This is a genomic window from Streptomyces sp. BoleA5 (assembly GCF_000373665.1).
Taxonomy (GTDB): Bacteria; Actinomycetota; Actinomycetes; order Streptomycetales; family Streptomycetaceae; genus Actinacidiphila.
The window spans coordinates 78682-104372 of record NZ_KB892107.1; the positions used below are offsets into that span (position 1 = coordinate 78682).

General features: G+C 73.1%; 25 protein-coding genes and 2 pseudogenes. 9 read left to right on the plus strand and 18 right to left on the minus strand.

Annotated features, from left to right (window positions below; translation table 11 throughout):
* Positions 1-627: 627 nt before the first annotated feature.
* The gene (locus B085_RS0121450) at positions 628-2163 is read right to left on the minus strand and encodes an aldehyde dehydrogenase (NADP(+)) (RefSeq protein WP_037732174.1); all 1536 of its coding nucleotides are present in this window, start codon (positions 2161-2163) and stop codon (positions 628-630) included.
* 111 nt (positions 2164-2274) lie between these two features.
* Between B085_RS0121450 and B085_RS0121455 the strand changes: the two genes are divergently transcribed.
* The 3 genes and pseudogenes from B085_RS0121455 (at position 2275) to B085_RS0121470 (ending at position 4094) form a co-directional block, all read left to right on the plus strand.
* Positions 2275-3042, plus strand: coding sequence for an IclR family transcriptional regulator (locus B085_RS0121455; RefSeq protein ID WP_026251294.1), 768 nt, complete (start codon positions 2275-2277; stop codon positions 3040-3042).
* A pseudogene (locus B085_RS50950) lies at positions 2937-3370 on the plus strand (carbohydrate ABC transporter permease); the annotation flags it as partial. The gene B085_RS0121455 and the pseudogene B085_RS50950, both read left to right, overlap by 106 nt.
* 322 nt (positions 3371-3692) lie before the next feature.
* Complete coding sequence (locus B085_RS0121470) at positions 3693-4094, plus strand: hypothetical protein (RefSeq protein WP_018560646.1); 402 nt, start codon at positions 3693-3695, stop codon at positions 4092-4094.
* Between the two features lie 52 nt (positions 4095-4146).
* Here the strand turns inward: B085_RS0121470 and araD are convergent, their stop codons facing one another.
* The 5 genes from araD to B085_RS0121495 all read right to left on the minus strand — a co-directional run bounded on the left by araD (position 4147) and on the right by B085_RS0121495 (position 9961).
* Positions 4147-5871: an L-arabinonate dehydratase gene (gene araD, locus B085_RS0121475; protein WP_018560647.1), complete on the minus strand. Its 1725-nt coding sequence runs from the start codon at positions 5869-5871 to the stop codon at positions 4147-4149.
* 24 nt (positions 5872-5895) lie between these two features.
* Positions 5896-6798: a dihydrodipicolinate synthase family protein gene (locus B085_RS0121480; protein WP_018560648.1), complete on the minus strand. Its 903-nt coding sequence runs from the start codon at positions 6796-6798 to the stop codon at positions 5896-5898.
* A 103-nt stretch (positions 6799-6901) separates the two neighbouring features.
* Positions 6902-7576: a GntR family transcriptional regulator gene (locus B085_RS0121485; protein ID WP_018560649.1), complete on the minus strand. Its 675-nt coding sequence runs from the start codon at positions 7574-7576 to the stop codon at positions 6902-6904.
* Positions 7577-7811: 235 nt separating this feature from the next.
* Positions 7812-8984 (minus strand): hypothetical protein, encoded by a 1173-nt coding sequence (locus tag B085_RS0121490; protein ID WP_018560650.1) that lies wholly within the window; start codon positions 8982-8984, stop codon positions 7812-7814.
* A 41-nt stretch (positions 8985-9025) separates the two neighbouring features.
* A complete protein-coding gene (locus B085_RS0121495) occupies positions 9026-9961 on the minus strand; it encodes a 5-dehydro-4-deoxyglucarate dehydratase (protein WP_018560651.1) in 936 nt (311 codons plus the stop codon).
* Between the two features lie 208 nt (positions 9962-10169).
* Here B085_RS0121495 and B085_RS0121500 point away from each other — a divergent pair, with 208 nt between their 5' ends.
* On the plus strand, positions 10170-10979 hold the full coding sequence (locus tag B085_RS0121500; protein ID WP_018560652.1) for an NAD-dependent epimerase/dehydratase family protein: 810 nt from the start codon (positions 10170-10172) through the stop codon (positions 10977-10979).
* A gap of 10 nt (positions 10980-10989) precedes the next feature.
* On the opposite strand, the gene B085_RS0121505 is transcribed toward B085_RS0121500, so the two are convergent.
* Entirely contained in the window at positions 10990-11721 is a 732-nt protein-coding gene (locus B085_RS0121505; RefSeq protein WP_018560653.1) for an SDR family NAD(P)-dependent oxidoreductase, read from the minus strand.
* Positions 11722-11786: 65 nt separating this feature from the next.
* Between B085_RS0121505 and B085_RS0121510 the strand changes: the two genes are divergently transcribed.
* Entirely contained in the window at positions 11787-12986 is a 1200-nt protein-coding gene (locus tag B085_RS0121510) for a TerD family protein (protein ID WP_018560654.1), read from the plus strand.
* 68 nt (positions 12987-13054) lie between these two features.
* Here the strand turns inward: B085_RS0121510 and B085_RS0121515 are convergent, their stop codons facing one another.
* Positions 13055-14521, minus strand: coding sequence for an alkaline phosphatase PhoX (locus B085_RS0121515; RefSeq protein ID WP_018560655.1), 1467 nt, complete (start codon positions 14519-14521; stop codon positions 13055-13057).
* A 153-nt stretch (positions 14522-14674) separates the two neighbouring features.
* Complete coding sequence (locus tag B085_RS0121520; protein WP_018560656.1) at positions 14675-16210, minus strand: hypothetical protein; 1536 nt, start codon at positions 16208-16210, stop codon at positions 14675-14677.
* Positions 16211-16543: 333 nt separating this feature from the next.
* Here B085_RS0121520 and B085_RS0121525 point away from each other — a divergent pair, with 333 nt between their 5' ends.
* The 3 genes from B085_RS0121525 (at position 16544) to B085_RS0121535 (ending at position 19674) form a co-directional block, all read left to right on the plus strand.
* Positions 16544-17122: a suppressor of fused domain protein gene (locus B085_RS0121525; RefSeq protein ID WP_026251296.1), complete on the plus strand. Its 579-nt coding sequence runs from the start codon at positions 16544-16546 to the stop codon at positions 17120-17122.
* A gap of 124 nt (positions 17123-17246) precedes the next feature.
* Positions 17247-18974: a phospholipid carrier-dependent glycosyltransferase gene (locus B085_RS0121530; protein ID WP_018560658.1), complete on the plus strand. Its 1728-nt coding sequence runs from the start codon at positions 17247-17249 to the stop codon at positions 18972-18974.
* Positions 18975-19191: 217 nt separating this feature from the next.
* Positions 19192-19674 (plus strand): GNAT family N-acetyltransferase, encoded by a 483-nt coding sequence (locus B085_RS0121535; RefSeq protein WP_018560659.1) that lies wholly within the window; start codon positions 19192-19194, stop codon positions 19672-19674.
* A gap of 156 nt (positions 19675-19830) precedes the next feature.
* Here B085_RS0121535 and B085_RS0121540 read toward each other — a convergent pair whose 3' ends face one another.
* From B085_RS0121540 to B085_RS43280, 3 genes are all read right to left on the minus strand, one after another.
* Positions 19831-20202 (minus strand): hypothetical protein, encoded by a 372-nt coding sequence (locus B085_RS0121540; RefSeq protein WP_018560660.1) that lies wholly within the window; start codon positions 20200-20202, stop codon positions 19831-19833.
* Between the two features lie 263 nt (positions 20203-20465).
* Entirely contained in the window at positions 20466-21458 is a 993-nt protein-coding gene (gene dapD, locus B085_RS0121545) for a 2,3,4,5-tetrahydropyridine-2,6-dicarboxylate N-succinyltransferase (RefSeq protein WP_018560661.1), read from the minus strand.
* A gap of 10 nt (positions 21459-21468) precedes the next feature.
* On the minus strand, positions 21469-22116 hold the full coding sequence (locus B085_RS43280; protein WP_018560662.1) for an MFS transporter: 648 nt from the start codon (positions 22114-22116) through the stop codon (positions 21469-21471).
* Between B085_RS43280 and B085_RS47270 the strand changes: the two are divergent.
* Positions 22105-22382: pseudogene (locus B085_RS47270) on the plus strand (redoxin domain-containing protein); the annotation flags it as partial. The gene B085_RS43280 and the pseudogene B085_RS47270 overlap by 12 nt on opposite strands.
* Here the strand turns inward: B085_RS47270 and B085_RS0121555 are convergent.
* From B085_RS0121555 to sufU, 6 genes are all read right to left on the minus strand, one after another.
* Complete coding sequence (locus B085_RS0121555) at positions 22360-23571, minus strand: MFS transporter (protein ID WP_018560663.1); 1212 nt, start codon at positions 23569-23571, stop codon at positions 22360-22362. The pseudogene B085_RS47270 and the gene B085_RS0121555 overlap by 23 nt on opposite strands.
* A 107-nt stretch (positions 23572-23678) precedes the next feature.
* Positions 23679-24233: a TetR/AcrR family transcriptional regulator gene (locus B085_RS0121560; protein ID WP_018560664.1), complete on the minus strand. Its 555-nt coding sequence runs from the start codon at positions 24231-24233 to the stop codon at positions 23679-23681.
* Positions 24233-24553 carry a DMT family transporter gene (locus B085_RS0121565; RefSeq protein ID WP_026251297.1) on the minus strand — a complete coding sequence of 107 codons (321 nt, stop codon included), beginning with the start codon at positions 24551-24553 and terminating at the stop codon, positions 24233-24235. Before B085_RS0121565 ends, B085_RS0121560 begins: the two co-directional genes overlap by 1 nt.
* 49 nt (positions 24554-24602) lie before the next feature.
* Entirely contained in the window at positions 24603-24779 is a 177-nt protein-coding gene (locus B085_RS49440; RefSeq protein ID WP_018560666.1) for a hypothetical protein, read from the minus strand.
* A gap of 106 nt (positions 24780-24885) precedes the next feature.
* Positions 24886-25227, minus strand: a complete 342-nt coding sequence (locus B085_RS0121575; RefSeq protein WP_018560667.1) for a metal-sulfur cluster assembly factor — start codon at positions 25225-25227, stop codon at positions 24886-24888.
* Complete coding sequence (gene sufU, locus B085_RS0121580; protein WP_018560668.1) at positions 25224-25688, minus strand: Fe-S cluster assembly sulfur transfer protein SufU; 465 nt, start codon at positions 25686-25688, stop codon at positions 25224-25226. Before sufU ends, B085_RS0121575 begins: the two co-directional genes overlap by 4 nt.
* Positions 25689-25691 lie beyond the last annotated feature (3 nt).

The window sequence follows — 25691 nt, forward strand, 5'->3', positions numbered from 1 at the left end:
TCCGTATCGTTCGGCGACCAAGGCCCGGTGGGGGGGTGAAGGGGGCCCACCCCTCCCTGCACCGCAGGGGGCTGCCTCCAGCAGGGAGTTCCCCGGCGGGAGGCCGAGCAAGAGTGCGCGCACCGGTGGCCAGGGGCGCCTCCCCCGCAGGGGTTGCCTGCGTCACGGCGAGCGCGAAGATTGGGGGCGCAACCCTGTCCCTCGGCGGGCGGCCGGGCCTGTCCGCTTGCCGAAAAAGTCTTCTGGGACGTCAAGGACCGGTCGAAGGCGCTCGTGATCGAACTCGCCGACGAGCAGTACGCACGCCTGGTTCTCCAGGTCGACGACCCCCGCGCGACTGTCGCCCTCATCGAGAGCACCCTCACCGCAAGGAAGTAGGCGGAGGTTCGCCACTTGGCCGCGGCGGCGACGGCATTGGCCGTCGTCACCGCACATCCGACCGCCGACCCGGCGAACCTTCCCGGTCAGAGAACTATGACGCGTGCGGCAGCCCCGCCCCGCTCTCCGACCGCCCTCCGGCCGTCAGCCGCCCGCGCACAGGGAGGGGGACAGCCCGCCGCAGGCGCAGACAACCCGCGCACGACGACGGGCCGCAACCACACCCACCCGGCGCGGAAAGCGCAAGCCTCAGGCTTCGCGGCGCCCGTTGAACCGCCGCGGCAACCCCAGCGGGTTGCCGTCACGCAGTTCCGCCGGCAGCAACCCCTCCGGCGCGTCCTGGTAGACGACGGGCCGCAGCCACCGCTCGATCGCGGTACCGCCGACCGACGTGGACGTCGAGGTCGTCGCCGGGTACGGCCCCCCGTGGTGCATGGCCGGGGCCACCGCGACGCCGGTGGGCCAGCCGTTCACCACGACGCGCCCCGCCAGCGGGGTGAGCCGGCGCAGCAGTTCCGCGCCGGAGGCGTCCCCGTCGCCGCCGGACGCCTCGGCCTCGCTCAGGTGCGCCGTCGCCGTGAGGTTCCCCGGGAGCCGCCCGAGCACCCCCTCGACCTCCTCCGCGGTTCCGTACCGCGCGACGACCGTGACGGGCCCGAAGTGCTCCTCCAGCAGCGCGTCGTGCTCGCCGCCCTCCGCGAGCCGGGCGGCCGGGACGGAGACGAAGCCGGCGCGCACCAGGTGCTCGCCGCCGTCGCCGGGCTCGACCGGCGCCTCCACCTCGGGAAGCGTGGTCAGTTCGCGCACGCCCGCGATGAAGTTGTCCCGCATGCGGGCGTCGAGCAGCGTGCCGGGGGCGACGTCGCCCACCGCGGCCGCCAGGGACTTGAGGAGGCGGTCGCCCGCCTCCCCCGCCGGGGCCAGGACGAGGCCGGGCTTGACGCAGAACTGGCCGACGCCGAGCGTCACGGACCCGGCGAGCCCCGCGCCGATCTGCTCGGCGCGCTCCTCGGCCGCGGCCTGCGTGATGACGACCGGGTTGAGGCTGCCGAGTTCGCCGTGGAACGGGATCGGCACGGGTCGTGCCGCCGCGGCGTCGAAGAGGGCGCGGCCGCCCCGTACGGATCCGGTGAACCCCGCGGCGGAGACCAGCGGGTGCTTGATGAGGTCGATGCCGGCCTGGAAGCCGTGGACGACCGAGACGACGTCGGCGGGCAGCCCGACCTCGACGGCGGCGCGGCGCAGCGCGTCCGCGCACAGCTCGCTGGTCGCCGGGTGGTCGGGGTGGGCCTTGACGACGACGGGGCAGCCCGCCGCGAGCGCGCTGGCGGTGTCGCCGCCGGGCACGGAGAACGCGAGCGGGAAGTTGCTGGCGGAGTAGACGGCCACGACGCCGAGCGGGATCTTGTAGCGCCGCAGGTCCGGCCGGGGCGGGGCGAGCGTCGCGTCGGCGTGGTCGATGATGACGTCGAGGAAGGCGCCCTCCTCGACGATCTCGGCGAAGGCCCTCAGCTGGTAGGCGGTGCGCCCGAGTTCGCCGGTGAGGCGGGCGGGACCGAGGGCGGTCTCCGCGTCGGCGGCCTCCAGGATGCGGGGGCCGGCCTCCTCGAGGAAGTCGGCCGCGGTGCGCAGGAGGCGGGCCCGCACCTCGCGGTCGGCGAGCGCCGGGAAGGCCGCGGCGGCGGCGCGTACCGCGGCGTCGACCTCCTCGGCGGTGGCTTCGACGGCGACCTGCTCCCGCTGCTTCCCGGTTCGAGGGTCGACGCTCCACACTGGTACGGCCACCGCGGGTACCTCCAGGCCTTTCGTTCGATATGCTGAACAGCATCCGCAACTGTGAATCTGTTCGGGAGCCTACTTGCGCGGGTCCCGGCCGAACAAGAGGGGTCCTCCGAGATGGCTGCAGGTGAGGGCGGGGCGCAGGTCAAATCCGCGGTGCGGACGGTGGAGCTGCTGGAGTTCTTCGCCGGGCAGCCCGGCATGCACAGCCTGGCCGCCGTGCAGGAGGCCGTCGGCTACCCCAAGTCCAGCCTGTACATGCTGCTGCGCACGCTCGTCGAGCTGGGCTGGATCGAGACCGACGCCACCGGCACCCGCTACGGCATCGGCGTGCGCGCCCTGCTGGTCGGCACCTCGTACATCGACGGCGACGAGGTCGTGGCCTCGGCCCGCCCGACCCTGGACCGGCTCTCGGACGACACCAGCGAGACCATCCACCTCGCCCGCCTCGACGGCACCAGCGTCGTCTACCTGGCGACCCGTCAGTCCTCGCACTACCTGCGGCCGTTCACCCGGGTGGGCCGCCGACTGCCGGCCCACTCGACCTCGCTCGGCAAGGCACTGCTCGCCACGTACACCGACGAGCAGGTCCGCAAGCTGCTGCCGGAGACGCTGGAGCCGCTCACCGAGCACACCCACACCGACCGCGAGAAGCTGATCGCCGAGCTGCACCAGATCCGCGAGCAGGGCTACGCCGTGGACCGCGAGGAGAACACGCTCGGCCTGCGCTGCTTCGGCGTGGCCATCCCCTACCGCACGCCCGCACGTGACGCGATCAGCTGCTCGGTGCCGGTGGCCCGGCTGACCCCGGCCCACGAGCAGCTGATCAAGGACGCCCTCTTCGACGCGCGCGACCGCCTCACACTGGCGACGCGCCGCCTCTGATCCGGCCGCTCGGGGCCGGCGGCCCGGTGGCGCGGGTGCTGGTGGCGTCGACGAAGAGCAGCCGCGAGCTCTTCGCGACGTTCACCTTCCTGCCCGGGCACGGGTCTGGTGGACAACCTCTCGGCGCTGTCCGCGTCCCGCGACGGCGTCTACTGGCGGGTGGATGCCCAACTCCCTGTTCTGCGCCGGTTTCGGGGCGCCGCCGTCGGCGGCGGTGTCCGCGATCAGCGGCTACACGCTGCCGAAGTACCGCTTCCGCGGCCGTGAGGCGATCGTCGGCGTCCTGCTGACGGGGGTGCGGATGCCTCCCGTCATCCTGGCGATCCCGGTAGCCCGCCAACCGCTGGACACCGCCGGGGTGTCCAGTGCCCCCGTGATCATGGCGACCCTGCGCCACTGGCAGCGCCGGCCACGCTGCCGCAGCTGACCACGATCCGCCGGCCGTGGGACCGCATCAGCGCCGAGATGGTGCGGCTGCCGCTCGCCCGCGTCGCCGGTGACGAGCCCGCCGGGGTGGCCGTCCCGACGGAGCCGGTGCGGCGGGAGTCGGCCTGAACATCCCCTAGGATCATGGCAGTTGGGGCGCCGCAGCCGTCGCCCCCAAACTTGGAGGACCGGTGCGTCTCCCCCGCTCCCTTTCCGGCTGGACCATGGCCGTCTTCGGCCTGCTCGCCGCCGCGCTCGGCATCGTCGGGATCGTCTCGCCGGCCGTACAGCTGTCCCTGCTCGGCTTCCACCGGCCGGACCACCGCGCGGCCGGCGACTACACCCTTGTCTTCCTCACGGCTTCCTCGATGGCGGCGCTCAACATGGGCGTCTACTACGTCCTGGCGGCCCTCGCCGACTGGCGGGCCTTCTTCCGCTGGACTGTCCCGTTCCGGCTGCTGACCTTCACCGTCTTCACCACCGCCGTGGTGGTCGGCCGGGCCCCCTCCGGCTTCCTCGGGGTCGGCGTGTGGGAGGGCGTGGGCGCGCTGGTGACGGGCGCGGCCCTCTGGTACGAGGGCCGCAAGGCCCGGACCGCGGCCCCCGGGGGCGCCTCGGCGGTGTGACCCGCCGCCGGCCGGGGACGGCCGGCCGACGGGGTGGTGCGGAGGCGGGGCGTCAGCCCGCGTAGGGTTCCGGCACTTCTCCGGGCCGGGTCAGGAAGCGGAAGTCGCAGCCGGTGTCGGCCTGGGTGATCTGGTCCTGGTACAGCGCGCCGTAGCCGCGTCCGTAGCGGGGCGGCGGTGCCTGCCACTGTGCGCGGCGGCGTTCCAGTTCCGCGTCGTCGACCTCCAGGCGCAGGGTGCGCGACGGGACGTCCAGGGTGATCAGGTCGCCGGTGCGGACCAGGGCGAGCGGACCGCCCACGTGCGACTCGGGTGCCACGTGCAGCACGCACGCGCCGTAACTCGTGCCGCTCATCCGGGCGTCGGAGATCCGCACCATGTCCCGCACCCCCTTCTTCAGGAGGTGGTCGGGCAGCGGCAGCATCCCGTACTCGGGCATACCCGGTCCGCCGAGCGGACCGGAACCGCGCAGCACCAGGACGCTGCCCTCGGTGATGCCGAGGCCCGGGTCGTCGATGGTGCGCTGCAGGGTCCGGTAGTCGTCGAACACGACCGCGGGGCCGGTGTGTTCGAGCAGATGCGGCTCGGCCGCGATGTGCTTGACGACCGCGCCGTCCGGGCACAGGTTGCCGCGCAGGACGGCGACGCCGCCCTCCGCCGCGAGCGGCGCGTCCAGCGGGCGGATCACGTCGTCGTCGTGGACGCGCGCCCCGGCCAGCTGCTCGCCCAGGGTCTTGTGCGCGACGGTGGGCCGGTCGAGGTGCAGGACCCGGGCGTCCCGCAGCCGGGTCAGGAACCCGGGGAGGCCGCCCGCGAAGTGGAAGTCCTCCATCAGGTACCGGCCGCCCGGCCGGAGGTTCGCCAGCACCGGCACCGTGCGGGCGATGCGGTCGAAGTCGTCCAGGGTCAGCGGGACGCCGCTGCGCCCCGCCATCGCGATCAGGTGGATCACGGCGTTGGTCGATCCGCCGAGCGCGAGCACGGTGGCCACCGCGTCCTCGTACGCCTCGCGGGTGAGGATCGCCGACGGCCGCAGGTCCTCCCGCACGAGGTCGACGATCCGCATTCCGGAGGCCGCCGCCATGCGGTCGTGCCCGGAGTCGACGGCGGGGATCGACGACGCGCCGGGCACCGTCATCCCCAGCGCCTCGGCCGCCGCGGTCAGCGTGGAGGCGGTGCCCAAGGTCATGCAGTGTCCTGGGGAGCGGGCCAGCCCGCTCTCCAGCTCGGCCATCTCGCAGTCGCCGATGAGCCCGGCCCGCTTGTCGTCCCAGTACTTCCACATGTCGGTGCCGGAACCCAGCACCTCGGTGCGCCAGTGCCCTGGCAGCATGGGTCCGGCCGGCACGAACACCGCCGGCAGGTCGGCGCTCGCGGCGCCCATCAGCAGCGCCGGCGTGGACTTGTCGCAACCGCCCATCAGGACCGCCCCGTCCACCGGGTAGGAGCGCAGCAGCTCCTCGGTCTCCATCGCGAGCAGGTTGCGGTAGAGCATCGGCGTCGGCTTCTGGTACGTCTCCGACAGCGTCGCGACGGGGAACTCCAGGGGGAAGCCGCCCGCCTGCCACACACCGCGCTTGACCGCCTGGGCCCGCTCGCGGAGGTGGACGTGGCAGGGGTTGATGTCGCTCCAGGTGTTGAGGACCGCGATCACCGGCTTGCCCAGGTGCTCCTCGGGCAGGTAGCCCAGCTGCCGGGTGCGGGCCCGGTGGCTGAACGAGCGCAGGCCCTCGGTCCCGTACCACTGGTGGCTGCGGAGTTCTTCCGGCTTCCTCATGGCGGCCCTCCGTCCCCTCCCGGCTCACAGGTCCCAGCCGGCGAGCAGGGCGGCCACCCGCTCGCGCCGGTCCCCGGTCAGCAGGCGGCTGGGCGGGCGTACCTCGCGGCGGCACAGTCCCAGCACCGCCAGCGCCTCCTTCACCACCGACACGTTGTCGGCGGAACTCTGCTCGGCCCGCAGGTCCTCGAACTCCCTGATCCGCTCCCACACCTTCATCGCCGCCGCGTAGTCGCCGTCGCGGAGCGCGCGCAGCATCGCCAGTGACACCCGGGGCGCGACATTGACCAGGCCCGAGGTGAAGCCGGTCGCGCCCATCGCCCAAAACGCGGGGGCGTACAGCTCGGCGAGACCGGCGACCCAGGTGAAGCGGTCCAGCCCCGCGTCCCGCGCCACCGCCGCGAAGCGGGCGGCGTCGGGCACCGCGTACTTCACCCCGACGACGTTCGGGCACAGCGCGCCGAGGCGTGCGATCGGGCCGCCGTCCAGCAGCGGGTTGCGGACGTAAGGGACCACCGCGGTCTCCGGGACGGCCTCCGCGATGGCGCGGTGGTAGTCCACCCAGCCCTCCGGCGACACGTACGGGTGGATCGGCTGGTGCACCATCACCGTCTGCGCCCCGGCGTCCCGCGCGTGCCGCGCGGCCGCGACCGCCGTCGGCACGTCGTGGCCGACGCCCACCACGACCTGGGTTCCCGGGTCCGCCTCCGCCATCGTCAGCTCGACGACCAGCCGCCGCTCGGCCGGATCGAGGGCGTAGAACTCCCCGGTGTTGCCGTTCGGCGTGACCGTCCGCACCCCGCTGTCGAGCAGTCTGCGCAGCAGCGCCCGGTACGCGGTGCGCTCCACGCCACCGTCCGCGTCGAACGGGGTCACCGGGATCGCCACGACATCGGCGAGCGCGGACGACTGCTCTGCGAATGACATTCGGTAGCCCTTCGACTCGGTTGACTGCGTGATGCGGTGGGGGCGGCTTACGGAGGGGGCGGGCGCGCGGGGGGCCGTCCCCTCACCCCCGCGCGCCCGCGGCTCAGCGGACCGGCCCGTCACCGCCGTCCCGGCCCTCGGGGAACGCCCGGGCCACGAAGTCCTCGATGTGGTCGTGGAGCAGCCGCGCCGCGCCGCCCGCGTCCCCGTCCAGCGCCCGCGCCAGGATCTCCCGGTGCTCGCGGGCCTCCTGCTCCCACGACGGCGTCTCCTGCCAGACCACGGCCGAGACCAGGGCTGCCTGGTCCCGCACGTCGTCCAGCATCCGGGCCAGCAGGGGGTTGCCGCACGGCGTGTACAGCGCCCGGTGGAACTCCCGGTTGGCGAGCGACCGTTCGGCCCGGTCCCCCGCCTCGTCGGCACGCGACAGCGCCTCCCGCGCGGCGTCCAGCGGGGCGCGGTGCGTGACGGTACGGCGCAGCGCCTCCGGCTCCAGCAACAGACGCACGTCGTACACCTGACGCGCCATCTCCGCGTCCACCGTCCGCACGGTCACGCCCTTGTACTGGCTCATCACGACCAGTCCGGTGCCGGCGAGCGTCTTGAGCGCCTCCCGCACGGGCGTCTTCGACACCCCGAACTGCGCGGCCAGCTCGGCCTCCACGAGGGCCTGACCGGGCTTCAGCTGCCCGGTGAGTATCCCGTGCTTGATCGTTTCCAGCACGACCGTGGTACGGGACGGAATCGGCGTCGGCGCGGTGCCGGCGAGCAGGTCCATGGGGGCTCTTTCGGGTCTCGCGCATGGCATCTCATATATGACGTATGAAGTACGACGTGATGAAAGTAGAGCGGGGGGCGGGGTACGTCAATGGGGTGCGCCCGGTCCGTCGTGGTTGCGGTCCGGGTGCCTGCGCTGGGCTGCCCGGTGGGTGCCCCTTGGGGCCGGTTGTTGGGTGCGGGCGGCTGCGCCGGGCTGCCCGGTCCAACCGCGCTACGCGCGGGAGGTACACGCCTCAGCCGACCCCCGCCAAAAACGCCCGCACCGCCGCCAGATCCCCCGCGGACGCGAGCCCCGCGTGGTAGAGCCGCAGCTCCGTCGCCCCGGCGGCCCCCGCCCGGGCCGCGTCCGCGGCCAGGGTGCCGGGGCTGCCGCCCATACCGGCGACGACGGGGAAGTTGGCGGCCAGCACGGTCCCCGGCCGCGCGTACGGCACGCAGGCCGCGACCAGGTCCGCCCCGGGCAGCACGAGCCCGTCCGCCTGGCCCAGGACCCACTCCGGGTCGACCCCGGCGTTGGCCCCGCACCGATGCGCGTGCGGGTCCGCGTGGAGCAGCACCTGGAACCCCGGCGCCGCGGCGGCCCGTACCGCCTCCACCGCGGCCCGCTGCAGGTCCCGCGCGACGGAACCCCGCCACGCCATGGTCAGCCCCGCGAGGTCCGCCCCGAGCAGTTTCTCGGCGTCGGCCCACTCGTCGGGCCCGGGGGACCACTCCCCCGCCCACACCGGCGCGAGGGCGCCCCGCACCGCCCCCCGCAGTTCCTCCGGGTCCGCGCCCAGCCCGGCGTACCCCGCCTCGCACGCGGGGCAGAAGCACAGGGACATCAGGTACTGCGCGGCGCCGGGCAGCGGCACGCCGCCCGTCTTGTCGTGGGCGTGCAGGTGCGCGAGGCCGTACCAGCCGCAGGACTCGAGTTCCGTGCCCTCCGTACCCGTCCCCGGCCGCACCGCGGCCTCCGCCGCCAGCGTGACGAGGTATTCGCGCACCTCCGGCTGGGCGACGCACGGTGCCCACGGATAACGGTCGCCGTAGGCGTTGCGCACGCTCACCCGGGGGTACTCGTCCCCGAGCCGGGAGTTGTGGGCGAGCACGACCCAGGAGTGCACGTCCAGTCCGGCCGCGCGCAGGGCCCGGGCGGCCTCGCCGTAGGCGTCCCCGGCGCCCGCCCAGTCCTGGGTGTACGGCCGCAGGGCGCGCCCCGCCCAGCGCCGCTCGTCCGGCGGGTAGAGCACGGCGGCGTGGCGGGCGGTGACGACGCGGTGCCCGGGGTGGCGCGGGGTCAGCGCCCGCGTGGAGTGGTAGGCGGAGGCGAGGGTGACCTGCTGCACGCCGAGGCCGGCGATGCGGTCCGCCGCTTCCGGGTCGCCGACGACGTCCCACGGGTAGACGAACGTGGAGGCTCTCAACGCGGCTCCTGGGGGTGGGGGTTGACGCGGGTCACCGTACGTCAGTCTTCGCCGAGCAGGGCGAGTCCGCGGTCGATGAGTTCGGCGAGTTCCTTGAGGTGCGCGGGCGCGGGCTCGGACAGCGGCGGGCGCACCTCGCCGACGTCGAGCCCGCGCAGCCGTACCCCGGCCTTGACCAGGGAGACGGCGTAGCCGCGGCCCTGATGGCGCAGTTCCACCAGGGGCCGGTAGAAGCCGTCGAGGAGGGCGTTGACGGTGGCGTCGTCACCGCCGGTCAGGGCGCGGTGGAAGGCGAGGGCGATCTCGGGCGCGAAGCAGAAGACGGCGGAGGAGTAGAGGGTGACGCCGATGCCGCGGTAGGCGAGGCCGGTGAGTTCGGCGGTGGGGAGGCCGTTGAAGTAGCGGAAGTCGCGGTCGGGGACGGTGCTGCGGACGGCGCTGATGATGCGCTGCATCAGGTCGAGGTCGCCGACGCCGTCCTTGAGGCCGATGATGCGCGGGATGCGGGCGAGTTCGGCGACGGTCGCGGGGGTGAGGACGGCGTTGTCGCGCTGGTAGACGATGACGTCGAGCGAGGTGCCCTCGGCGAGCGCCGCGTAGTGGCGCAGCAGTCCGGCCTGGTCGGCGACGACGAGGTAGGGGGGCATGGCGAGCAGCCCGTCGGCGCCCGCCTCCTCGGCGAGGTGCGCGAACTGCAGGGCCAGGGCGGTGCCGTAGCCGGCGCCGGCGACGACCGGGACCCGGCCCGCGGACTCCTCGACGGCCGCCGCGACGCAGGCGCGGTACTCCTCGGGCGTCAGCGCGTGGAACTCGCCGGTGCCGCAGCACGCGAACACCGCCCCCGCCCCGGCCTCGATCCCGCGGCGCACGTGCGCGCGGAAGACCTCCAGGTCGACGGCGCCGTCCGGGCCGAAGGGCGTCACGGGGAAGAACAGCAGGCCGTCGAGGCGCGCGGACAGTGAGGCGGCATCGGTCATCGGCTTCTCCCTGAAGACTGGCGGCTGTGCGCTCATCTGATCGATGTCTATATTCATGAACGCGTTCACGCTAAGGCAGCACAAGAGAAGGGTCAAGGAAGACAGCCGCAGGTGGTGGAGTCTTGACGCTTCGACAAGCGCTCCTTAGCGTGTCCATGAATATGAATGAGGTCCATGAACGTGGACGTCCGATCGAGGAGACCCGCGCATGCCCGCTCCCCGCACCGTCCTGCTCACCGGCGCCGCAGGCGGCCTGGGCACCCTGATGCGCGAGCTGCTGCCGGCGTACGGCTACGAGCTGCGCCTCCTCGACATGCTGCCCGTCGAGGGCGAGCCCGACGCGATCACCGCGGACCTGGCGGACCGCGCCGCCCTGCGCGAGGCCGTGCGCGGGGTCGACGCGATCATCCACCTCGCGGGCATCTCCCTGGAAGCCCCCTTCGAGAAGATCCTGCTCGCCAACATCGAGGGCACGTACAACCTCTACGAGGCCGCCCGCGAGGAGGGCGTGCCGCGGATCGTCTTCGCCTCCAGCAACCACGCGGTGGGCTTCACGCCGCGTCCGGTCGGGGACGACCCGCTCATCCCGGTCGACACCCCGCGCCGTCCCGACACCTTCTACGGCCTGTCCAAGTGCTTCGGCGAGGACCTGGCCCAGCTCTACTGGGACCTGTACGGCCTGGAGACCGTCTCGATCCGCATCGGCTCCTGCTTCCGCGAGCCGACGTCGGTGCGCATGCTGTCGGTCTGGATGAGCCCGGAGGACTGCGCGCGGCTGCTGCACGCCGCTCTCACCGCCGAGGGCGTCGGGCACACCGTGGTCTACGGCAGCTCCGCCAACACACGCCTGTGGTGGGACCTGTCCTCCGCGCGGGCGCTCGGCTACGAACCTCGGGACGACTCCGAGCCCTTCGCGGCCGGGCTCGTGGCCGCACAGGGCGAACTCGACCCGGCGAACCCGGACCACGCCCACCTCGGCGGCCACTTCACCACCCACCCGCCCATCTGGCCCCACTGACCGGAGTCACTCAGCGTCCGCGCTCGGCCCCGCCGTTCACCTGGTGGATCTGGGCGGTGACATGGGCGGCGCCCGGAGAGGCGAGCCAGTGGACGAGCGAGGCCACGTCCTCGGGAACGCCGACCCGTCCGTTGAGGGTCTGCCCGACGTGGAACGCGCGCCGCTCCCGCGTCATGCGGCCGCCGAAGAACCCGGTGTCGTCGATGAAGCCGGGCGCGACGACGTTGACCGTGATCCCGCGCCCGCCCAGGGCCGCCGCCAGGTCGTAGGCGTACGGGTGCAGAGCGGCCTTGGCGGCACCGTAGGAGCCGGAGCCGCCGCCGCGTACGGCGGCGATGGAGCTGAGCAGCAGCACCCGCCCGCCGTCGGCCAGAAGGTCGCGCAGCGCCTCGGTGAGCAGCACCGCGGTCAGCACGTTGGACCGGAAGTTGCCCGTCCACAGCTCGGTGAGTGACGGTTCGCCGCCGCCGAGGGCGACGTTCCCGCCCGCGTTGTTGACCAGGACGTCCACCCGGCCGAAGCGCCCGGCCACGAGGTCACGGACACCGGCCGCCTCCGTCTCGTCGGTCAGGTCCGCCGGGACCGCCAGGGCGGATCCGGAACCCAGGCGGGCGACCGCCTCGTCCAGGACGTCCCCCCGCCGTCCGACCAGCACGACCTGGTCCCCGTCGCGGACGAAGGCCTCCGCGACGGCCAGGCCGATCCCCGTACCGCCGCCGCTGATGACCACGATGCGTGACACGTGAGAACACCTTTCGGTAATGGAACCGTAAACCCGGAACGATCGTTAAGCGGAGCATGACCGCAATGACACCCGGCTCGAACATCCCGCTCTCCGCGGCGCGCGTGACAGTGGAGGTATCCGCGCCCGTGCGGCTGGACGTTTCGGGCCTCCTGATCGCCGGCGACGGCAAGGTGCGCTCCGACGACGACTTCGTCTTCTACAACCAGCCCGCGGGGCCGGGTGTCGCCTACCGGTCCGGTGGCGGCACCTCCCCCGACGCGATCACGGTCGACACCGCCGCCGTGCCCGCCGCCATCGAGAAGATCGTAGTGACGGCGAGCCCCGACGCGCCCGGGGCCACCTTCGCCGGCACCGAGCCGACCGCCACCGTGCGGGACGCCGACAGCGGGGCCGTCCTCGCGACCTTCACCCCGTCCGGGCTGAGCACCGAGACCGCGCTCGTGGTGGTCGAGGTCTACCGCCGCTCCGGCGCCTGGAAGGCCCGCGCGGTCGGCCAGGGGTACGCGAACGGGCTGGCGGGCATCGCCACCGACTTCGGCGTCTCCGTGGACGAGCCCGCGGCCGGCGCGCCGCAGGCTCCGCCCCAGGCGCCGCCCGTGGCTCCCCCGCCGCCCGCTCCTCCGGCCGCCGCCATGGCCCCTCCCCCCGCGCCGCCGGCCCCTCCCGCTCCTCCGGTCGGCACGGGCAAGATCAACCTGGACAAGGGACGGGTCAACCTCCAGAAGCACCAGACGGTCTCCCTGGTCAAGGGCGGCAAGCCGCTGATGACCTCGGTCCGCATGGGCCTCGGCTGGGAGCCCGCCTACCGCGGCAAGGACATCGACCTGGACGCGTCGGTGATCGCGTACGGACCGCAGCGCAACCACATCGAGTCCTGCTACTTCGGCCGGCTCACCATCCTGAACGGCGCGATCCAGCACTCCGGCGACAACCTCACCGGCGAGGGCGCGGGCGACGACGAGGCCATCACCGTCCACCTCGGCGGGCTGCCCCCCGAGGTCACCGGGCTGGTCTTCACGGTGAACTCGTTCTCGGGCCAGAAGTTCAACCAGGTGGCCAAGGCCTACTGCCGCCTGATGGACGGCGCGACGGGCGAGGAACTGGTGCGCTTCGACCTCACCGGCGCCGAGCCCCGCACAGGCGTGATGATGGCCAAGTTCATCCGCCAGTTCTCCGGTGAGTGGGAGATGACGGCGATGGGCGACTTCGTCGACTCCCGCACGGTGAAGGGCATGGTCAAGCCCGCAGCTCAGGCGCTCTGAGGACGCGCGTGCGCCCGGTGGTCCGTGCGGGGCACGGACCACCGGGCGCGGGGTGACGCGGTCGGGTCTCAGCAGGCGCCGCCGTGGCCCTGGCGGCGCCAGGGGCCGGTGATGGCCAGCATGATGCCCGGGTCCTGGATGTTGGCGAACAGCGTCTTGCCGTCGGGCGAGAAGGTCACACCGGTGAACTCGCTGTACTCCGGCTCCTCCGCGGTGCCGATGTTCAGCTCGTTGCGGGCGATCGGGTAGGTACGGCCGTCGCCGAGCGCGCCGAACAGGTGCTGCACGCCCTCGCCGTCCTCGGCGATGACCAGGCCTCCGTAGGGCGAGACCGTGATGTTGTCCGGACCGTCGAAGGCGCCGTCGGCCGAGGGGTCGGGGTTGACGCCCAGGAGGACCTTGAGGGTCAGGGTGCGGCGCTTGGGGTCGTAGAACCACACGGCACCGTCGTGGGACGCGCCCGGGCTCTCCTCGCGGGCGTACGAGGAGACGACGTACACGCCGCCGTCGCCCCACCACATGCCCTCCAGCTTGCGGGCGCGGGTGACCTCGCCCGCCGCGAACTGCTTGCGGACGGAGGTCGCCTTCGCGTCGCGGTCGGGGACGTCCACCCAGTCCACGCCGTAGACCGTGCCGATCTTCGTGGCGCGGGACAGGTCGTCGATGAACTTGCCGCCGGAGTCGAAGCACTTGAAGGCCTGCAGCACACCCGCGCTGTCGGGCAGGGCGCGCAGCTTGCCGCGGCCGTGGTGGAAGCCCGCCGGCGGGGTCCAGCGGAAGAACAGGCCGTTGGGGTTGGAGGCGTCCTCGGTGAGGAAGAGGTGGCCGCGCTTGGGGTCGACGACGACCGCCTCGTGCGCGTAGCGGCCCAGCGCCTTGATCGGCTTGGGGTCGCGGTTGGCCCTGCGGTCGTACGGGTCGACCTCGAAGACGTAGCCGTGGTCCTTCAGGAAGCCGTTCTTGCCGGCCTTGTCCTCGGTCTCCTCGCAGGTCAGCCAGGTGCCCCAAGGGGTGCGGCCGCCGGCGCAGTTGGTGGCGGTGCCGGCCACGCCGACCCACTCCACGACGTGGCCGCCGTGCTGGGCGACCTCGACGATGGTCACGCCGCCGGCGGCGCCGGAGTCGTAGACCAGGCCCTCGGTCAGCGGGACCGGGTGCGGCCAGTCTGCGCGGGCACCGGCCAGCTCGTGGTTGGTGGCGAGCAGCGTGGCGCCGCGCAGGCCCTCGAAGGTGGCGGTGCCGTCGTGGTTGGAGGGGGTCGACTCGCCGGACTCCAGCTTGGTGACGCCGGTCCGGGTGATGACGCGGTACGAGAAGCCCTTGGGCAGCGCGAGGATGCCCTTGGGGTCGGGGACCAGCTCGCCGTAGCCGAGCCCGCCGTGGTGCCGGGACGCGCCGGCCGCCGCGGCGGTCGCCGGGGCGTCCGCGGCGAGGGCGCCGGGTGCGGTCGCGAGGACGTCGACGGTTCCGGCCAGCGCGACTCCGGCGCCGGTGATCGCCGTGCGCTTGGCGAAGTCTCTGCGGGTGAGAGGCATCGTTCTCTCCTGGGGCCACAAGGTCACTGTTCTGCCGCAGTCACGCTCCCGCCCCACGACGAACGGGAGTTGAACTGAGCGGGACATTCCGACGCCCATTCCCCGAGACGTTCGGGCCTTCGCCGCGCCCTCGCGGCGGAGCCCGCGTGCGGCTCAGGGCGCCGCGGTTCCCGCCGAACGGGCCTTGAACGCGGCCTTGCGCGCCTCCTTGGCCAGTCGCTTGTCGGGGTGGATCCGGCCCATGGCCTCCAGGACGTCGGCGGTCGCCGGGTGGTCCACCCGCCAGGCGGCGGTGAAGAAACCGTCGTGCCGGGCGACGAGGTCGGTGACCAGTTCGCGCAGCAACTCGGGGTCGTCGTCGGCGTCGAGCTGGGCGGCGATGGTGTCGACGGTGAGCCAGAAGATCATGTCCTCGTCGGGGGCGGGGACGTCCGCCGCCTCGCGTTCGGTCAGCCAGACCCGGGCCAGTCCGCCGAGCTGGCGGTCCGCCAGGACCTCGCGCAGGGCCGGCTCGGCCTCGTCGCCGAGCAGGCTCAGGGTCTGCTGGGCGACCAGGCGGCGGCCGGGCGCGTTGCGGTCCTCGCCGCGCGCCGCCTCCAGCAGTTCGCGGGCCGCGTCGTAGGGCTTGCGGTTGCCGAGCCACGCGTCGGCCTCGCGGCGGGCGATCTGGTCGGGGTACTGGAACAGCGCCTCCAGGAGGACGGCGGCGGGCTCCCCCGCCAGGTCGCCGGCGGCCGGGGCGTGCATACCGGCGTCGGCCATCCGGGCCCGCACGCCGTACACGCCGAGCGGGGTCAGCCGCACCAGGCCGTAGCGGGAGACCTCCTCGGGCCCGATCTCCTCCGGGAAGACCGCCGCGCCCTCGGCGGGCCCGTCGTCCTCGGACTCGGCCTCCTCGATCAGGGCCTCGTCCAGCGGCTGGTACTCCAGCAGCCCGATGGTCGTCAGCAGCCGGAAGTGCTCGTCGAGGCGCACCATCACCTCGGTGACGTCCTCCAGCAGTGCGTCGCTCGGCTCCTCCACGTCCTCGGGGACGACGAGGGAGGCGGACAGGACCGGCAGCGGCACGGCGTCCTTGGTGTCGCCGCCGGAGTCCTCCATGGCGGTGAAGAGGTAGAGGTTGGCGAGCGCGCCGTCGAGGAACTCGGCCTCCTCCTCCGGATCCCAGTCCAGGGTGCCCAGGTCGACCTCGCCGTCCGGGCCCAGCTCCTCCAGCAGGCCGTCGAGGTCGGGCGTCGCGGCCTCGGCCAGCGCCGTGTCGAGCGCGGCCAGCCACACCTCCAGCACCTCGCGCGGACCGCCCGCGTCCAGCCGTCCCAGCGCCTCGCCGGGCACGGCACGCCCCGCGGGCTCGTCCAGGGCCACGCCCCCCGCGCCGGCCTCCTCGTCGGCCTCGTCCTCGTGCGAGTCCTCGATGTCGAGGTCGACGAGCCCGGCGTCCACGGCCACGCCCCAGGCCTGCGCCGCGTCCGACGCGCCGTCCGGCTGCTCCTCCAGGCCCAGCTCACGAACGGCGCGCGGGACGTCCTGCGCGGTCAGCTCCCCCATGGCGTCCACGGTCACGTGCGGCGCGCACCAGCGCGCCAGTCGTACCGCGCGGTCGAGGAGCGGCACGGCGAGTGCGAGCCGCGCCAGCTCCTCCTCGGGCAGCAGCCTCACCGGCGGCAATTCGAGGCGGTCAGCGGCCATGGCGGGGTCTCCAATGCAGCGGTGTCCGGGGGGCGCCTGAACGCGCAGCACCAGCCTAGACGTGTGGGCGCCCGGCGGGCGCGCTTCGGCCTTCCGTCACCCGTCATTACCGCTACGGACGCACGAGTTGCCGCTATTGCCGGGCGAGGGCGGGCCCGGGCAAGGCGCACCGTGGTTCCATCCGTCAGCGGTGTCACTTCCGCCCCACCGCCGGAGCCGTACGCCGGTGCGCACGCCCCGGCGGCCCGCACGTCGCGGATGCACTGGTGCGCGACAGGGCGTACGACGCCCCCCGCGCGCCGCCCCCGCGGGGTGCCTGTCATGATCCCCACCATGACCACGAGCGAGGCGCACCGGGCGCTCGACCGGCACGTGCGCGAGTTCTTCTCGGGACATCCGGTGGGCACGGCCACCCACGACCTGGGCGACGGACGCCGCGGCACGGTACCCGACCTGCGTGTCATCGAGGTGGGCCCGGGTCCCCGCGGCGACCACTGGGCCTATGTGACGGCCGGCTGCTGGTCACGGGCGAACGACGACGGCCACGGCGTGGAGTTCGTCCTGACCGCCCCGGTCCCCGACCCCCGCTTCGCCGACCTGATCGCCATGACCGCCCACTACCACTGCGGTCCCCGGCCGCACCTGCTCGACGTGGGCCACAGCCTCCCGGTCGGCGAGCCCTGGGTCCCCGGTTCGGCCTGCGACCACATCCTGGTCAGCCTCCCGTACCTCCACGGCCCCGACCTGGAGGTCTGCCACCTGCCGGGCGGCCACGCCCGTCTGCTGTGGCTGCTGCCGGTGACCTCGTCCGAGATCGCCTTCGGCCGCGAGCACGGCACCGAGCCGCTGGAGCGGCGCTTCGACGAGGCGGGGATCCGTCCGCTGGACCTGCACCGGGCCCCGGTCGTCTGAGCGCGGCCGGTACGACGCCCCAGCCGCGCGCCGGGCCGGCGGTGCGGGGAGTCCGAGCAGCGCACGGGGCTCCTCGAACACGGGTGCCGGTATGACCATCCGACAACGTCCCTAGGATGTGCGGGTGACCACGGACACCGCTACGCCGGACCGCACCGACGACGACGCCGGCGACCCCCGAGCGGCGACCGCCGCCGACTGGCCGCTGCGACTGCGCCGGTTCGGCCACAGCCCACGCCCCCGGACCGACACCCGCGAACGGCTGGTCCCGCCCTTCCCCGAGCCGGGCACCCGCACGTGGCAGGCCCTGGGCCTGGGCCCGGCGCGGGCGTACCGTGCCGCACGGGCCATGGGCTGGCTCGGCCCCGTCCTGGTCGCCGTCTTCGCCGGCGTGCTGCGGTTCGTGAGCCTCGGCAGCCCGCACGCCATCGTCTTCGACGAGACGTTCTACGCCAAGGACTCCTGGTCCCTGCTCCGGCTCGGCTACGAGGGCGGCTGGCCCGACCGCAAGGTCTCGGATCCGCAGATCCTGGGTGACCCCCAGATCATCCCCCTCTCCGAGACCGGCCACTTCATGGCGCACCCGCCGATGGGCAAGTGGGTGATCGCGCTCGGTGAGTGGATGTTCGGTCTGAACCCGCTCGGCTGGCGCTTCATGGCGGCGGTGCTCGGCACCCTGTCGGTGCTGATGCTGTGCCGCGTCGGCCGCCGCCTGTTCCGCTCCACGGCGCTGGGCTGCCTGGCCGGCGGGCTGATGGCGGTGGACGGCCTGCACTTCGTCATGAGCCGCGTCGCACTGCTCGACGTGTTCGTCATGTTCTTCGTGCTGGCGGCGTTCGGCTGCCTGCTGATCGACCGCGACCGCGCGCGGGCCCGGCTCGCAGCCGCCCTACCGGTGGACGGCGACGGCTTCGCCGGTCCCGACCAGGACACCGGCGCCCGCGCGGGAACCGGCCCCCGGCCCTGGCGGCTCGCGGCCGGCGTGCTCCTCGGCCTCGCCTCCGCCGTCAAGTGGAACGGCCTGTACTACCTGGCGTTCTTCGTGCTGCTGACCGTGCTCTGGGACGTCGGCGCCCGGCGCCTGGCCGGAGCCCGCCGCCCCTACCGCGCGGTGCTCCGCCGCGACCTCGGCTGGTCCCTCCTGTCCCTCGTCCCGGTCGCCGTGGCGGCGTACCTGGTGACCTGGACCGGGTGGTTCCTCAGCGACGACGGCTACGGGCGGCACTGGGCCGACGGCCGCGGCGGCACGTGGTCGTGGATCCCGGCTCCGCTGCGCAGCCTGTGGCACTACGAGTACGGGGTCTACCAGTTCAACGTCGGCCTGTCGGACCCGCACCCCTACCAGTCCAACCCGTGGAGCTGGCTGGTCCTCGGGCGTCCCGTGTCCTTCTTCTACGAGTCCCCCAAGCAGGGACAGGACGGCTGCGGCGTCGCCAACTGCTCGCGTGAGATCCTCGCCCTCGGCACGCCCCTGCTGTGGTGGGCCGCCTGCTTCGCCCTCGCCTACCTGCTGTACCGCTGGGCGCTGCGCCGCGACTGGCGCGCCGGGGCGGTCCTGTGCGCGGTCGCCGCGGGCTACCTGCCGTGGTTCCACTACCAGAACCGCACCATCTTCTCCTTCTACGCCGTCGTCTTCCTGCCCTACCTCTGCCTCGCCCTCGCCATGGCGCTCGGCGCGCTCATCGGCCGGCCCGGCGCGACCGAACGCCGCCGCACCTACGGGGTGGTTGCGGCGGGCGTGCTCGTCCTGCTGATCGTCTGGAACTTCATCTACTTCTTCCCGATCTACACCGGGCGGACGATCCCCTACGACGACTGGCACGCCCGGATGTGGCTGAGCACCTGGATCTGATCCGGCCGCCGCCGCCCCGGCAGCCCCGAGCCCGAACCGTCTCCCGCCGGGCGGCCCCCGGCCGCCCACACCACGAACCCCGCGGGTCACATGGCGCCCCAGGCAACCAGTCCACCCAAGCGCCAGGCCCGCGCCCGGCGTGCCAGTCCCCCTCCGGCTCTTCGGAGCCGCATACGCTGCGAGGACGGCCGACCTGGCAGGCGGGAGAGGGTGTGGCATGGCGTCCCCAGACGTTCACCTCCGGGAGATCACCGACGAGAACCGGGAGGCCGTCCGTGCTCTGCGCGTCCGGCACCGGCAGAAGCAGTTCGTCGCCTCGGTGTCCCTGTCGCTGAAGCAGGCGGCGAAAATGCCGGACGCCAGTCCCTGGTACCGCGCCGTGTACCGCGGCGACGAACCGGTCGGCTTCGTGATGCTGTCGTGGAAGCCGCCGTCCGGCCCCTACCGGGGGCGGCACTTCATCTGGCGGCTCCTGATCGACAAGCGGTACCAGGGGCACGGCATCGGCCGTGAGGTGCTCACGCAGATCGCCGACCTGGTCCGCGCGGACGGCGCCACGGAGCTGCTGACCAGCTACGAGCCCGGCGACGGCGAGCCCTGGCCCTTCTACCGGAAGTTCGGCTTCGAGCCCACCGGGGACATCGACGACGGCGAGATCGTCCTGCGGCTCGCTCTCCCTCCGGGACCCACCGCGACGTGACCGGCGCCGGGGTGCGGCGGACCGCCCTCGACGGGCCACGGTCCGCTGCGCGGCAGTTCCCGGCCCCCGATGCGCGCCCGGGCCCCGGAACGCCGCCGGAGTCCTGATGCCCGCGTCTCCCCGGGGAGCGGTCGCGGCATCGTGCAACAGCCCGCGCTACTCGGCCAGGTAGGCAAGACCGGCCTCAGTCGGCCGGACGGTCACCGATCCGTCTCGCACCTGCCACTCCACCTGCGCGGCCACCTCGCTGCTGACCACAAAGAGCCCACGGACCCCGTCCCCGTCCTCGTCCTCGTCGGACGCGGGGATCGCGGCCATCGCCCGCAGTTGGTCCATGAACCAGTCCACGGCCGACACACGGACGTCGCCGCCATAGGAGACGTACGAGGTCCAGTTGAAGTGCCGGGCCGGAAAGCCCCAGCCGTCGCTGTAGTGCCCGTCGGAATGGTCCGCGATCACTCGGCGGACGGCGGCGAGCTGCTGCGCGTCGCACTCCAGCCACCCCCTGATGGAGACGTATACGCCCACCTTGCCCCTCCCCTTGGACCGGCATCGTCTGACCTCTCGGGCGGCATCACGCGGATGCCTGTCCTCGTCGGTCGCCCGCGCGGACCCCGGAATCGCGCGGGCAAGCTGCCCGCCCCCTTCTCGACAGGCCGCGGCCGCGGAGCACGGCCACGGGCCCGGACGAGGGCTGAACGCGCGAGCGCCCTCCCGGGCCACCGGCCATGGGAGGGCGCTCGTCGGACGGCCGGCGCGGCCGCGGTACCCGGACCGCGGGCCGCACGCCGTCAGTTGTGGCTGTGCAGGATCTCGTTCAGCCCGCCCCACGAGCCCGTGCGCTGGAGGACCTCGACCGCGCCGGTGACGGAGTTGCGGCGGAAGAGGAGGTTGTCGGCGCCGGAGAGCTCCTTGGCCTTGACGATGGTCTCGTCGGGCAGGCACACCCGGGTGCCCGCCGTGACGTAGAGGCCGGCCTCGACGACGCAGTCGTCGCCGAGGGAGATGCCGATGCCGGCCTCGGCGCCCAGGAGGCAGCGCTCGCCGATGGAGATGACGGACTTGCCGCCGCCGGAGAGGGTGCCCATGATCGAGGCGCCGCCGCCGATGTCGGAGCCGTCGCCGACGATGACGCCCTGGCTGATGCGGCCCTCGACCATGGAGGTGCCCAGCGTGCCCGCGTTGAAGTTGCAGAAGCCCTCGTGCATCACGGTCGTGCCGGACGCGAGGTGGGCGCCGAGGCGCACGCGGTCGGCGTCGGCGATGCGGACGCCGGCGGGGACGACGTAGTCCGTCATGCGCGGGAACTTGTCGACGCCGTAGACCGACAGGTGCAGGCCCTCCGCGCGGGCGGCGAGGCGGGCGCGCTCGATGTTCCCGGCGGGGACCGGGCCGATGGAGGTCCAGGCGACGTTGGCCAGGAGGCCGAAGATGCCCTCCAGGTTCTGGCCGTTGGGCTTGACCAGGCGGTGGCTCAGCAGGTGCAGACGCAGGTAGGCGTCGTGGGCGTCGAGCGGCTTGTCGTCGGTCGAGGCGATGACGGTGCGTACGGCGACGACCTCGACGCCGCGGCGCGGGTCCGGTCCCAGCGCCTTGGGGGCGGCGTCGCCCAGCAGTTCGGCGGCCTGGTCCGCGGTGAGCCGTTCGGTCCCGGCGGGGCCGGGGGCCGCCACGAGCTCGGGCGCGGGGAACCAGGTGTCGAGGACGGTGCCGTCGTCGGCGATCGTGGCGAGGCCTGCGGCAACGGCACCGGTGGCGCGAGAGGTGGCGGTCGTTTCAGTCATGTGTCGAACGCTAGTCGCTGCGTCCCGCGCTTGCCCAACCGGCCCGCCATCCGGAACGCCTCCGCGTCGCGTCCGCCCCATCCGGCACGCCCGTCGCGAACTCGGCCTCCCCGCCCCCGCCCACCGCACCGCGCCGCCACAGCGCGGCGGCCGTCAGCAGCACCGCCCCGCTGAGCGCGGCCAGCACCGCGCGGACCGGCCACAGCGCGCCGGGGGCGGCCCCGTACAGGGCGCCGCCCAGGGGCGGGGCGAGGACGGTGCCGCTGACGGAGGCGCCCGCGTACAGGGACTGGAAGCGGCCCTGCAGGTGCTCCGGGGCGCTGTCGGCCACGTGGGCGGTGGCGGTGGTCTTGTAGAGGATCTCCCCCGCCGTGAGGAGCACCTTCATGGTCACCGCCGTGGCGATGTACGGCCCGCCGGCCAGGGCGGCGTAGCCCGCGCCTACGAGGACGAGCCCGGTGCCGATGATCGGCAGCGGCGGCCGGCGGCGCAGTGCGACGGTGGCCGGGATCTCCAGGCAGAGGATGACGCCGCCGTTGACGGCGATCAGCCAGCCGTACGCGCCGGTGCCGATGCCGTGGTCGGCGAGCCAGACGGGCAGGGTGGAGTACTGCTGCCGGTAGACGGTGTCGGTGACGAGCCTACCGCGGCCGTGCACGGGGTGAGCGCCCAGCGCCCGGACGAGCAGGCCGAGTTCGCCGAGCGGGAGCGGTTGCCCTTCCCGCTGCTGTCGGACGCGGAGCTGACCCTGTCCTCGGCGCTGCGGCTGCCGACCTTCCGCGCGGGCGGCGCGGCGCGGTTGAAGCGGCTGACGCTGGTGGTCGGCGCGGACCGGGTGATCCGGCGGGTGTTCTACCCGGTCACGGACATCACGGCGAGCGTGGCGAGGCGCTGGAGGCGGTCAGGACTGCGTCGCGGCCTTGACCGCGTCCGGCTCGACGGCCTCGTCCCGTACGCCCGTCAGCCGCTGGGCACCGAGCACGGCCACCCCGGCGACGACGCCGAGGACGGCGCACAGCGGCCACAGCGCGCCCGGCGCGTGCTCGTAGAGCACGCCGCCGAGGGGGGCGGCCAGCACCACGCCGCTGATGGAGGCGCCCGCGTACATGCTCTGGAAGCGGCCCTGCAGGTGGTCGGGGGCGCTGTCGGCGACGTAGGCCGTGGACGGCGACTTGTAGAGGATGTCGCCCACGGTCAGCAGGATCATCATCACGACGGCCGCCGCGATGTACCAGTGGCCGGTGGCCAGCGCGGCGAAGCCGAGACCGACCAGCATCACGCCGAGGCCGATGATCGGCAGCGGCGCGCGCCGGCGCAGGGCGACGGTGACCGGGAGTTCGAGGAGGATGACCAGGGCGCCGCTGACGGCGATCAGGGCGCCGTAGACGCCGGTGCCGATGCCGTGGTCCTTCAGGTACACGGGCAGGGTGGAGTACTGCTGGCGGTAGATCGTGTCGGCGACCAGGATCGCGGCGAGCAGCACCAGCACGGCGGGCCGGGCGCGCAGCGCGGCCCACAGGCCGGGAGCGTCCGGCGAGGCCTCGCCCTTGGGCCGGTGGTTGCCGTTCGCGGGCAGGATGAAATGCGCGTAGACGCCGAAGAAGAGCATGCCGAGGCCGTCGGCGACGAACAGCCAGTCGTACGAGACGGAGGTGGCGATCAGCGCGCCCAGCGGCGGGCCCACGGTGACGCCGAGGTTCGCCATGAAGCGCAGCAGGGCGAAGCCCTGGCGGCGGGAGCCCTCGGGTACGGAGAAGGCGATGAGCGCCGAGTTGGAGGCGCGGGTGACGCCGGTGGCGTACTGGGCGACCGGGAAGACCACCGCGAGGGCGGCGGTCGGCGTCAGGGGCAGGGCCGCGAGGCCGAGACCGGACACGACCATGCCGGTGATGAGGGTGCGGCGGTGCCCGAAGCGGTCACCGAACCAGCCGCCGGTGAAGTTGCCGGCGACCATGCCCACGCCGCCGACACCGGCGATGAGTCCCGCCTGGGAGGTGCTGAGCCCACGAGGTCCCGTCAGGTAGACGAAGAGGTAGACGAAGGTGAAGCTCACCGCCGCCACGAAGAACATGCCGGTGGCAAGGAGCCACACCACCCTCGGTATGTCCTTCATCGCCTGTTTCATTTACTGGCCTCCGATCGACGCTCTACAAGAATCGATCACGTGAAGGCGTGAATGCGGCGCGTGAGGATGCCGGATCAGGTCGCGGCCGGTATAGGTCAGCAGTCTCGCCCGGGTTTGCCGATGAGCCGCGCGAAGACCTCGCGGGCCTCCTCCCGGTCGATGTCGCGCCCGGTCAGCAGCGCCTGCAGGCACATACCGTCGGTGAGGGCGGCCAGCGCGCGGGCGGTGACCGGATCGGTCCACCGGGTGAGGAGGGCGGCCATGTTGTCCACCCACTCCGCGGCGACCGGGCGCACCGCCTGGTGACGGACGGCGGCCAGGTAGAGCTCGTACTCCAGCTGCGCACGGGGCCGGTCCCGGGAGACCGTCTCCTCGACGAACCGGGCCAGTTCGGCGGCGAGGTCGGCGCCGGGCGCGCCGAGCAGGGCGCGTTCCCCGACCTCCCGGAAGAAGGCCTCGTTGCACTGCCGCAGGGCGGCCACGAGCAGGTCGTCGAGGGTGGCGAAGTGGTAGGTGGTCGAGCCCAGCGGGACGTCGGCCGCCGCGGCCACCGCCCGGTGGCTGAGCCCGGCGATGCCACGCTCGCCGACCACGCGGATCGCGGCGTCGATGAGGCGCTGCCGCCGGTCGGGGTCGTACCGGCGGGCCATCAGTGGGAGCCGCCCAGGTTGAGGACGACCACCCCGGCGATGACCAGGAGTATCCCCGTCAGCTTGGCCGCGGTGGCCGCCTCGCCGAGGAAGACCATGCCGATGGCGGCGATCGCTGCGGTGCCGACGCCGGCCCAGATCGCGTAGGCGGTGCCCACGGACATCGACTTGAGCGTCTGCGCGAGCAGCGCGAAGGCGATCAGGTAGCCGGCGGCGGTGCCGAGGGAGGGCCACAGCCTGGTGAAGCCGTCGCTGTACTTCATGGACGTCGTACCGAGCACTTCGGCGAGTATCGCCCCGCCCAGCAATGCGTATGCCATGCGTACAAGCGTACACATCGATGTGTACACCCGTACACATGGCGACCCCTCAGGCCCGGCGCGACCACCACCGCTTCCGGGCGGCACCCGGCGCCGGGGCCGGCCCCAGCCGCACGTCGCCCCCGACCGGCTGCGCGTCGGCGCGTTCGAGGAGCCCGGAGGCGAGTGCGCGGAAGGAGTCCTGGTCGGTCACGCCGAGTCCGATGGCGGCGAAGTGATTGCTCATGCGCGGAAGGCTCGCGGGCCCGCGGGAACGAGCGCAAACGAGAATACGACTGCGGGACACCGCTCCTCACCGGAGCGGTGTCCCGCAGTCGTGGTCCCGCGAGGGGTCAGACGTTGAAGCCCAGCGCGCGCAGCTGATCGCGGCCCTCGTCGGTGATCTTGTCGGGGCCCCACGGCGGCATCCAGACCCAGTTGATCTTCAGGTCGTTGACGATGCCGTCGGTGGCCGACTTCGCCTGGTCCTCGATGACGTCGGTCAGCGGACAGGCCGCCGACGTGAGCGTCATGTCGAGGGTCGCGACATTGCTGTCGTCGATGTGGATGCCGTAGATCAGGCCGAGGTTGACGACGTCGATGCCCAGTTCGGGGTCGACGACGTCGTAGAGGGCCTCACGGATCTCCTCCTCGCTCGCCGGCTTCGTCGTCGTCACTTCTGCGTTCTCGCTCATGCGGACTCCCTGACCGCGCCATCGCCCAGAGCCTGGGCGGTGGCGTCCTTCCACGCCATCCAGCTCAGCAGCGCGCACTTGACGCGCGCCGGGTACTTGGAGACGCCGGCGAACGCGACCGCGTCCTCCAGCACGTCCTCCATCGCGTCGTCGGGCTCCAGCTTGCCCTTGGACTGCATCAGCTCCAGGAAGACCTCCTGGACCTTCACGGCCTCGTCGACCTGGCGGCCGACGAGCAGTTCGTTGAGCACGGAGGCACTGGCCTGGCTGATGGAACAGCCCTGACCCTCGTAGCTGATGTCCTGGATGGACGTGCCGTCGAGCTTGACGCGCAGGGTGATCTCGTCGCCGCACGTCGGATTGACGTGGTGCACCTCGACATCACCGTCGCGCAGGCCGCGGCCGTGCGGGTTCTTGTAGTGGTCCAGGATGACTTCCTGGTACATCGAATCCAGCTTCACAGG

Bases quoted from the DNA above. Each gene is read 5' to 3' on its own strand.
- B085_RS0121455 (WP_026251294.1), top strand. From the start codon at position 2,275: ATGGCTGCAGGTGAGGGCGGGGCGCAGGTCAAATCCGCGGTGCGGACG.
- B085_RS0121470 (WP_018560646.1), top strand. From the start codon at position 3,693: ATGGCCGTCTTCGGCCTGCTCGCCGCCGCGCTCGGCATCGTCGGGATC.
- araD (WP_018560647.1), bottom strand. From the start codon at position 5,871: ATGAGGAAGCCGGAAGAACTCCGCAGCCACCAGTGGTACGGGACCGAG.
- B085_RS0121480 (WP_018560648.1), bottom strand. From the start codon at position 6,798: ATGTCATTCGCAGAGCAGTCGTCCGCGCTCGCCGATGTCGTGGCGATC.
- B085_RS0121485 (WP_018560649.1), bottom strand. From the start codon at position 7,576: ATGGACCTGCTCGCCGGCACCGCGCCGACGCCGATTCCGTCCCGTACC.
- B085_RS0121495 (WP_018560651.1), bottom strand. From the start codon at position 9,961: ATGACCGATGCCGCCTCACTGTCCGCGCGCCTCGACGGCCTGCTGTTC.
- B085_RS0121500 (WP_018560652.1), top strand. From the start codon at position 10,170: ATGCCCGCTCCCCGCACCGTCCTGCTCACCGGCGCCGCAGGCGGCCTG.
- B085_RS0121510 (WP_018560654.1), top strand. From the start codon at position 11,787: ATGACACCCGGCTCGAACATCCCGCTCTCCGCGGCGCGCGTGACAGTG.
- B085_RS0121515 (WP_018560655.1), bottom strand. From the start codon at position 14,521: ATGCCTCTCACCCGCAGAGACTTCGCCAAGCGCACGGCGATCACCGGC.
- B085_RS0121520 (WP_018560656.1), bottom strand. From the start codon at position 16,210: ATGGCCGCTGACCGCCTCGAATTGCCGCCGGTGAGGCTGCTGCCCGAG.
- B085_RS0121525 (WP_026251296.1), top strand. From the start codon at position 16,544: ATGACCACGAGCGAGGCGCACCGGGCGCTCGACCGGCACGTGCGCGAG.
- B085_RS0121535 (WP_018560659.1), top strand. From the start codon at position 19,192: ATGGCGTCCCCAGACGTTCACCTCCGGGAGATCACCGACGAGAACCGG.
- dapD (WP_018560661.1), bottom strand. From the start codon at position 21,458: ATGACTGAAACGACCGCCACCTCTCGCGCCACCGGTGCCGTTGCCGCA.
- B085_RS0121555 (WP_018560663.1), bottom strand. From the start codon at position 23,571: ATGAAGGACATACCGAGGGTGGTGTGGCTCCTTGCCACCGGCATGTTC.
- B085_RS0121560 (WP_018560664.1), bottom strand. From the start codon at position 24,233: ATGGCCCGCCGGTACGACCCCGACCGGCGGCAGCGCCTCATCGACGCC.
- B085_RS0121565 (WP_026251297.1), bottom strand. From the start codon at position 24,553: ATGGCATACGCATTGCTGGGCGGGGCGATACTCGCCGAAGTGCTCGGT.
- B085_RS49440 (WP_018560666.1), bottom strand. From the start codon at position 24,779: ATGAGCAATCACTTCGCCGCCATCGGACTCGGCGTGACCGACCAGGAC.
- B085_RS0121575 (WP_018560667.1), bottom strand. From the start codon at position 25,227: ATGAGCGAGAACGCAGAAGTGACGACGACGAAGCCGGCGAGCGAGGAG.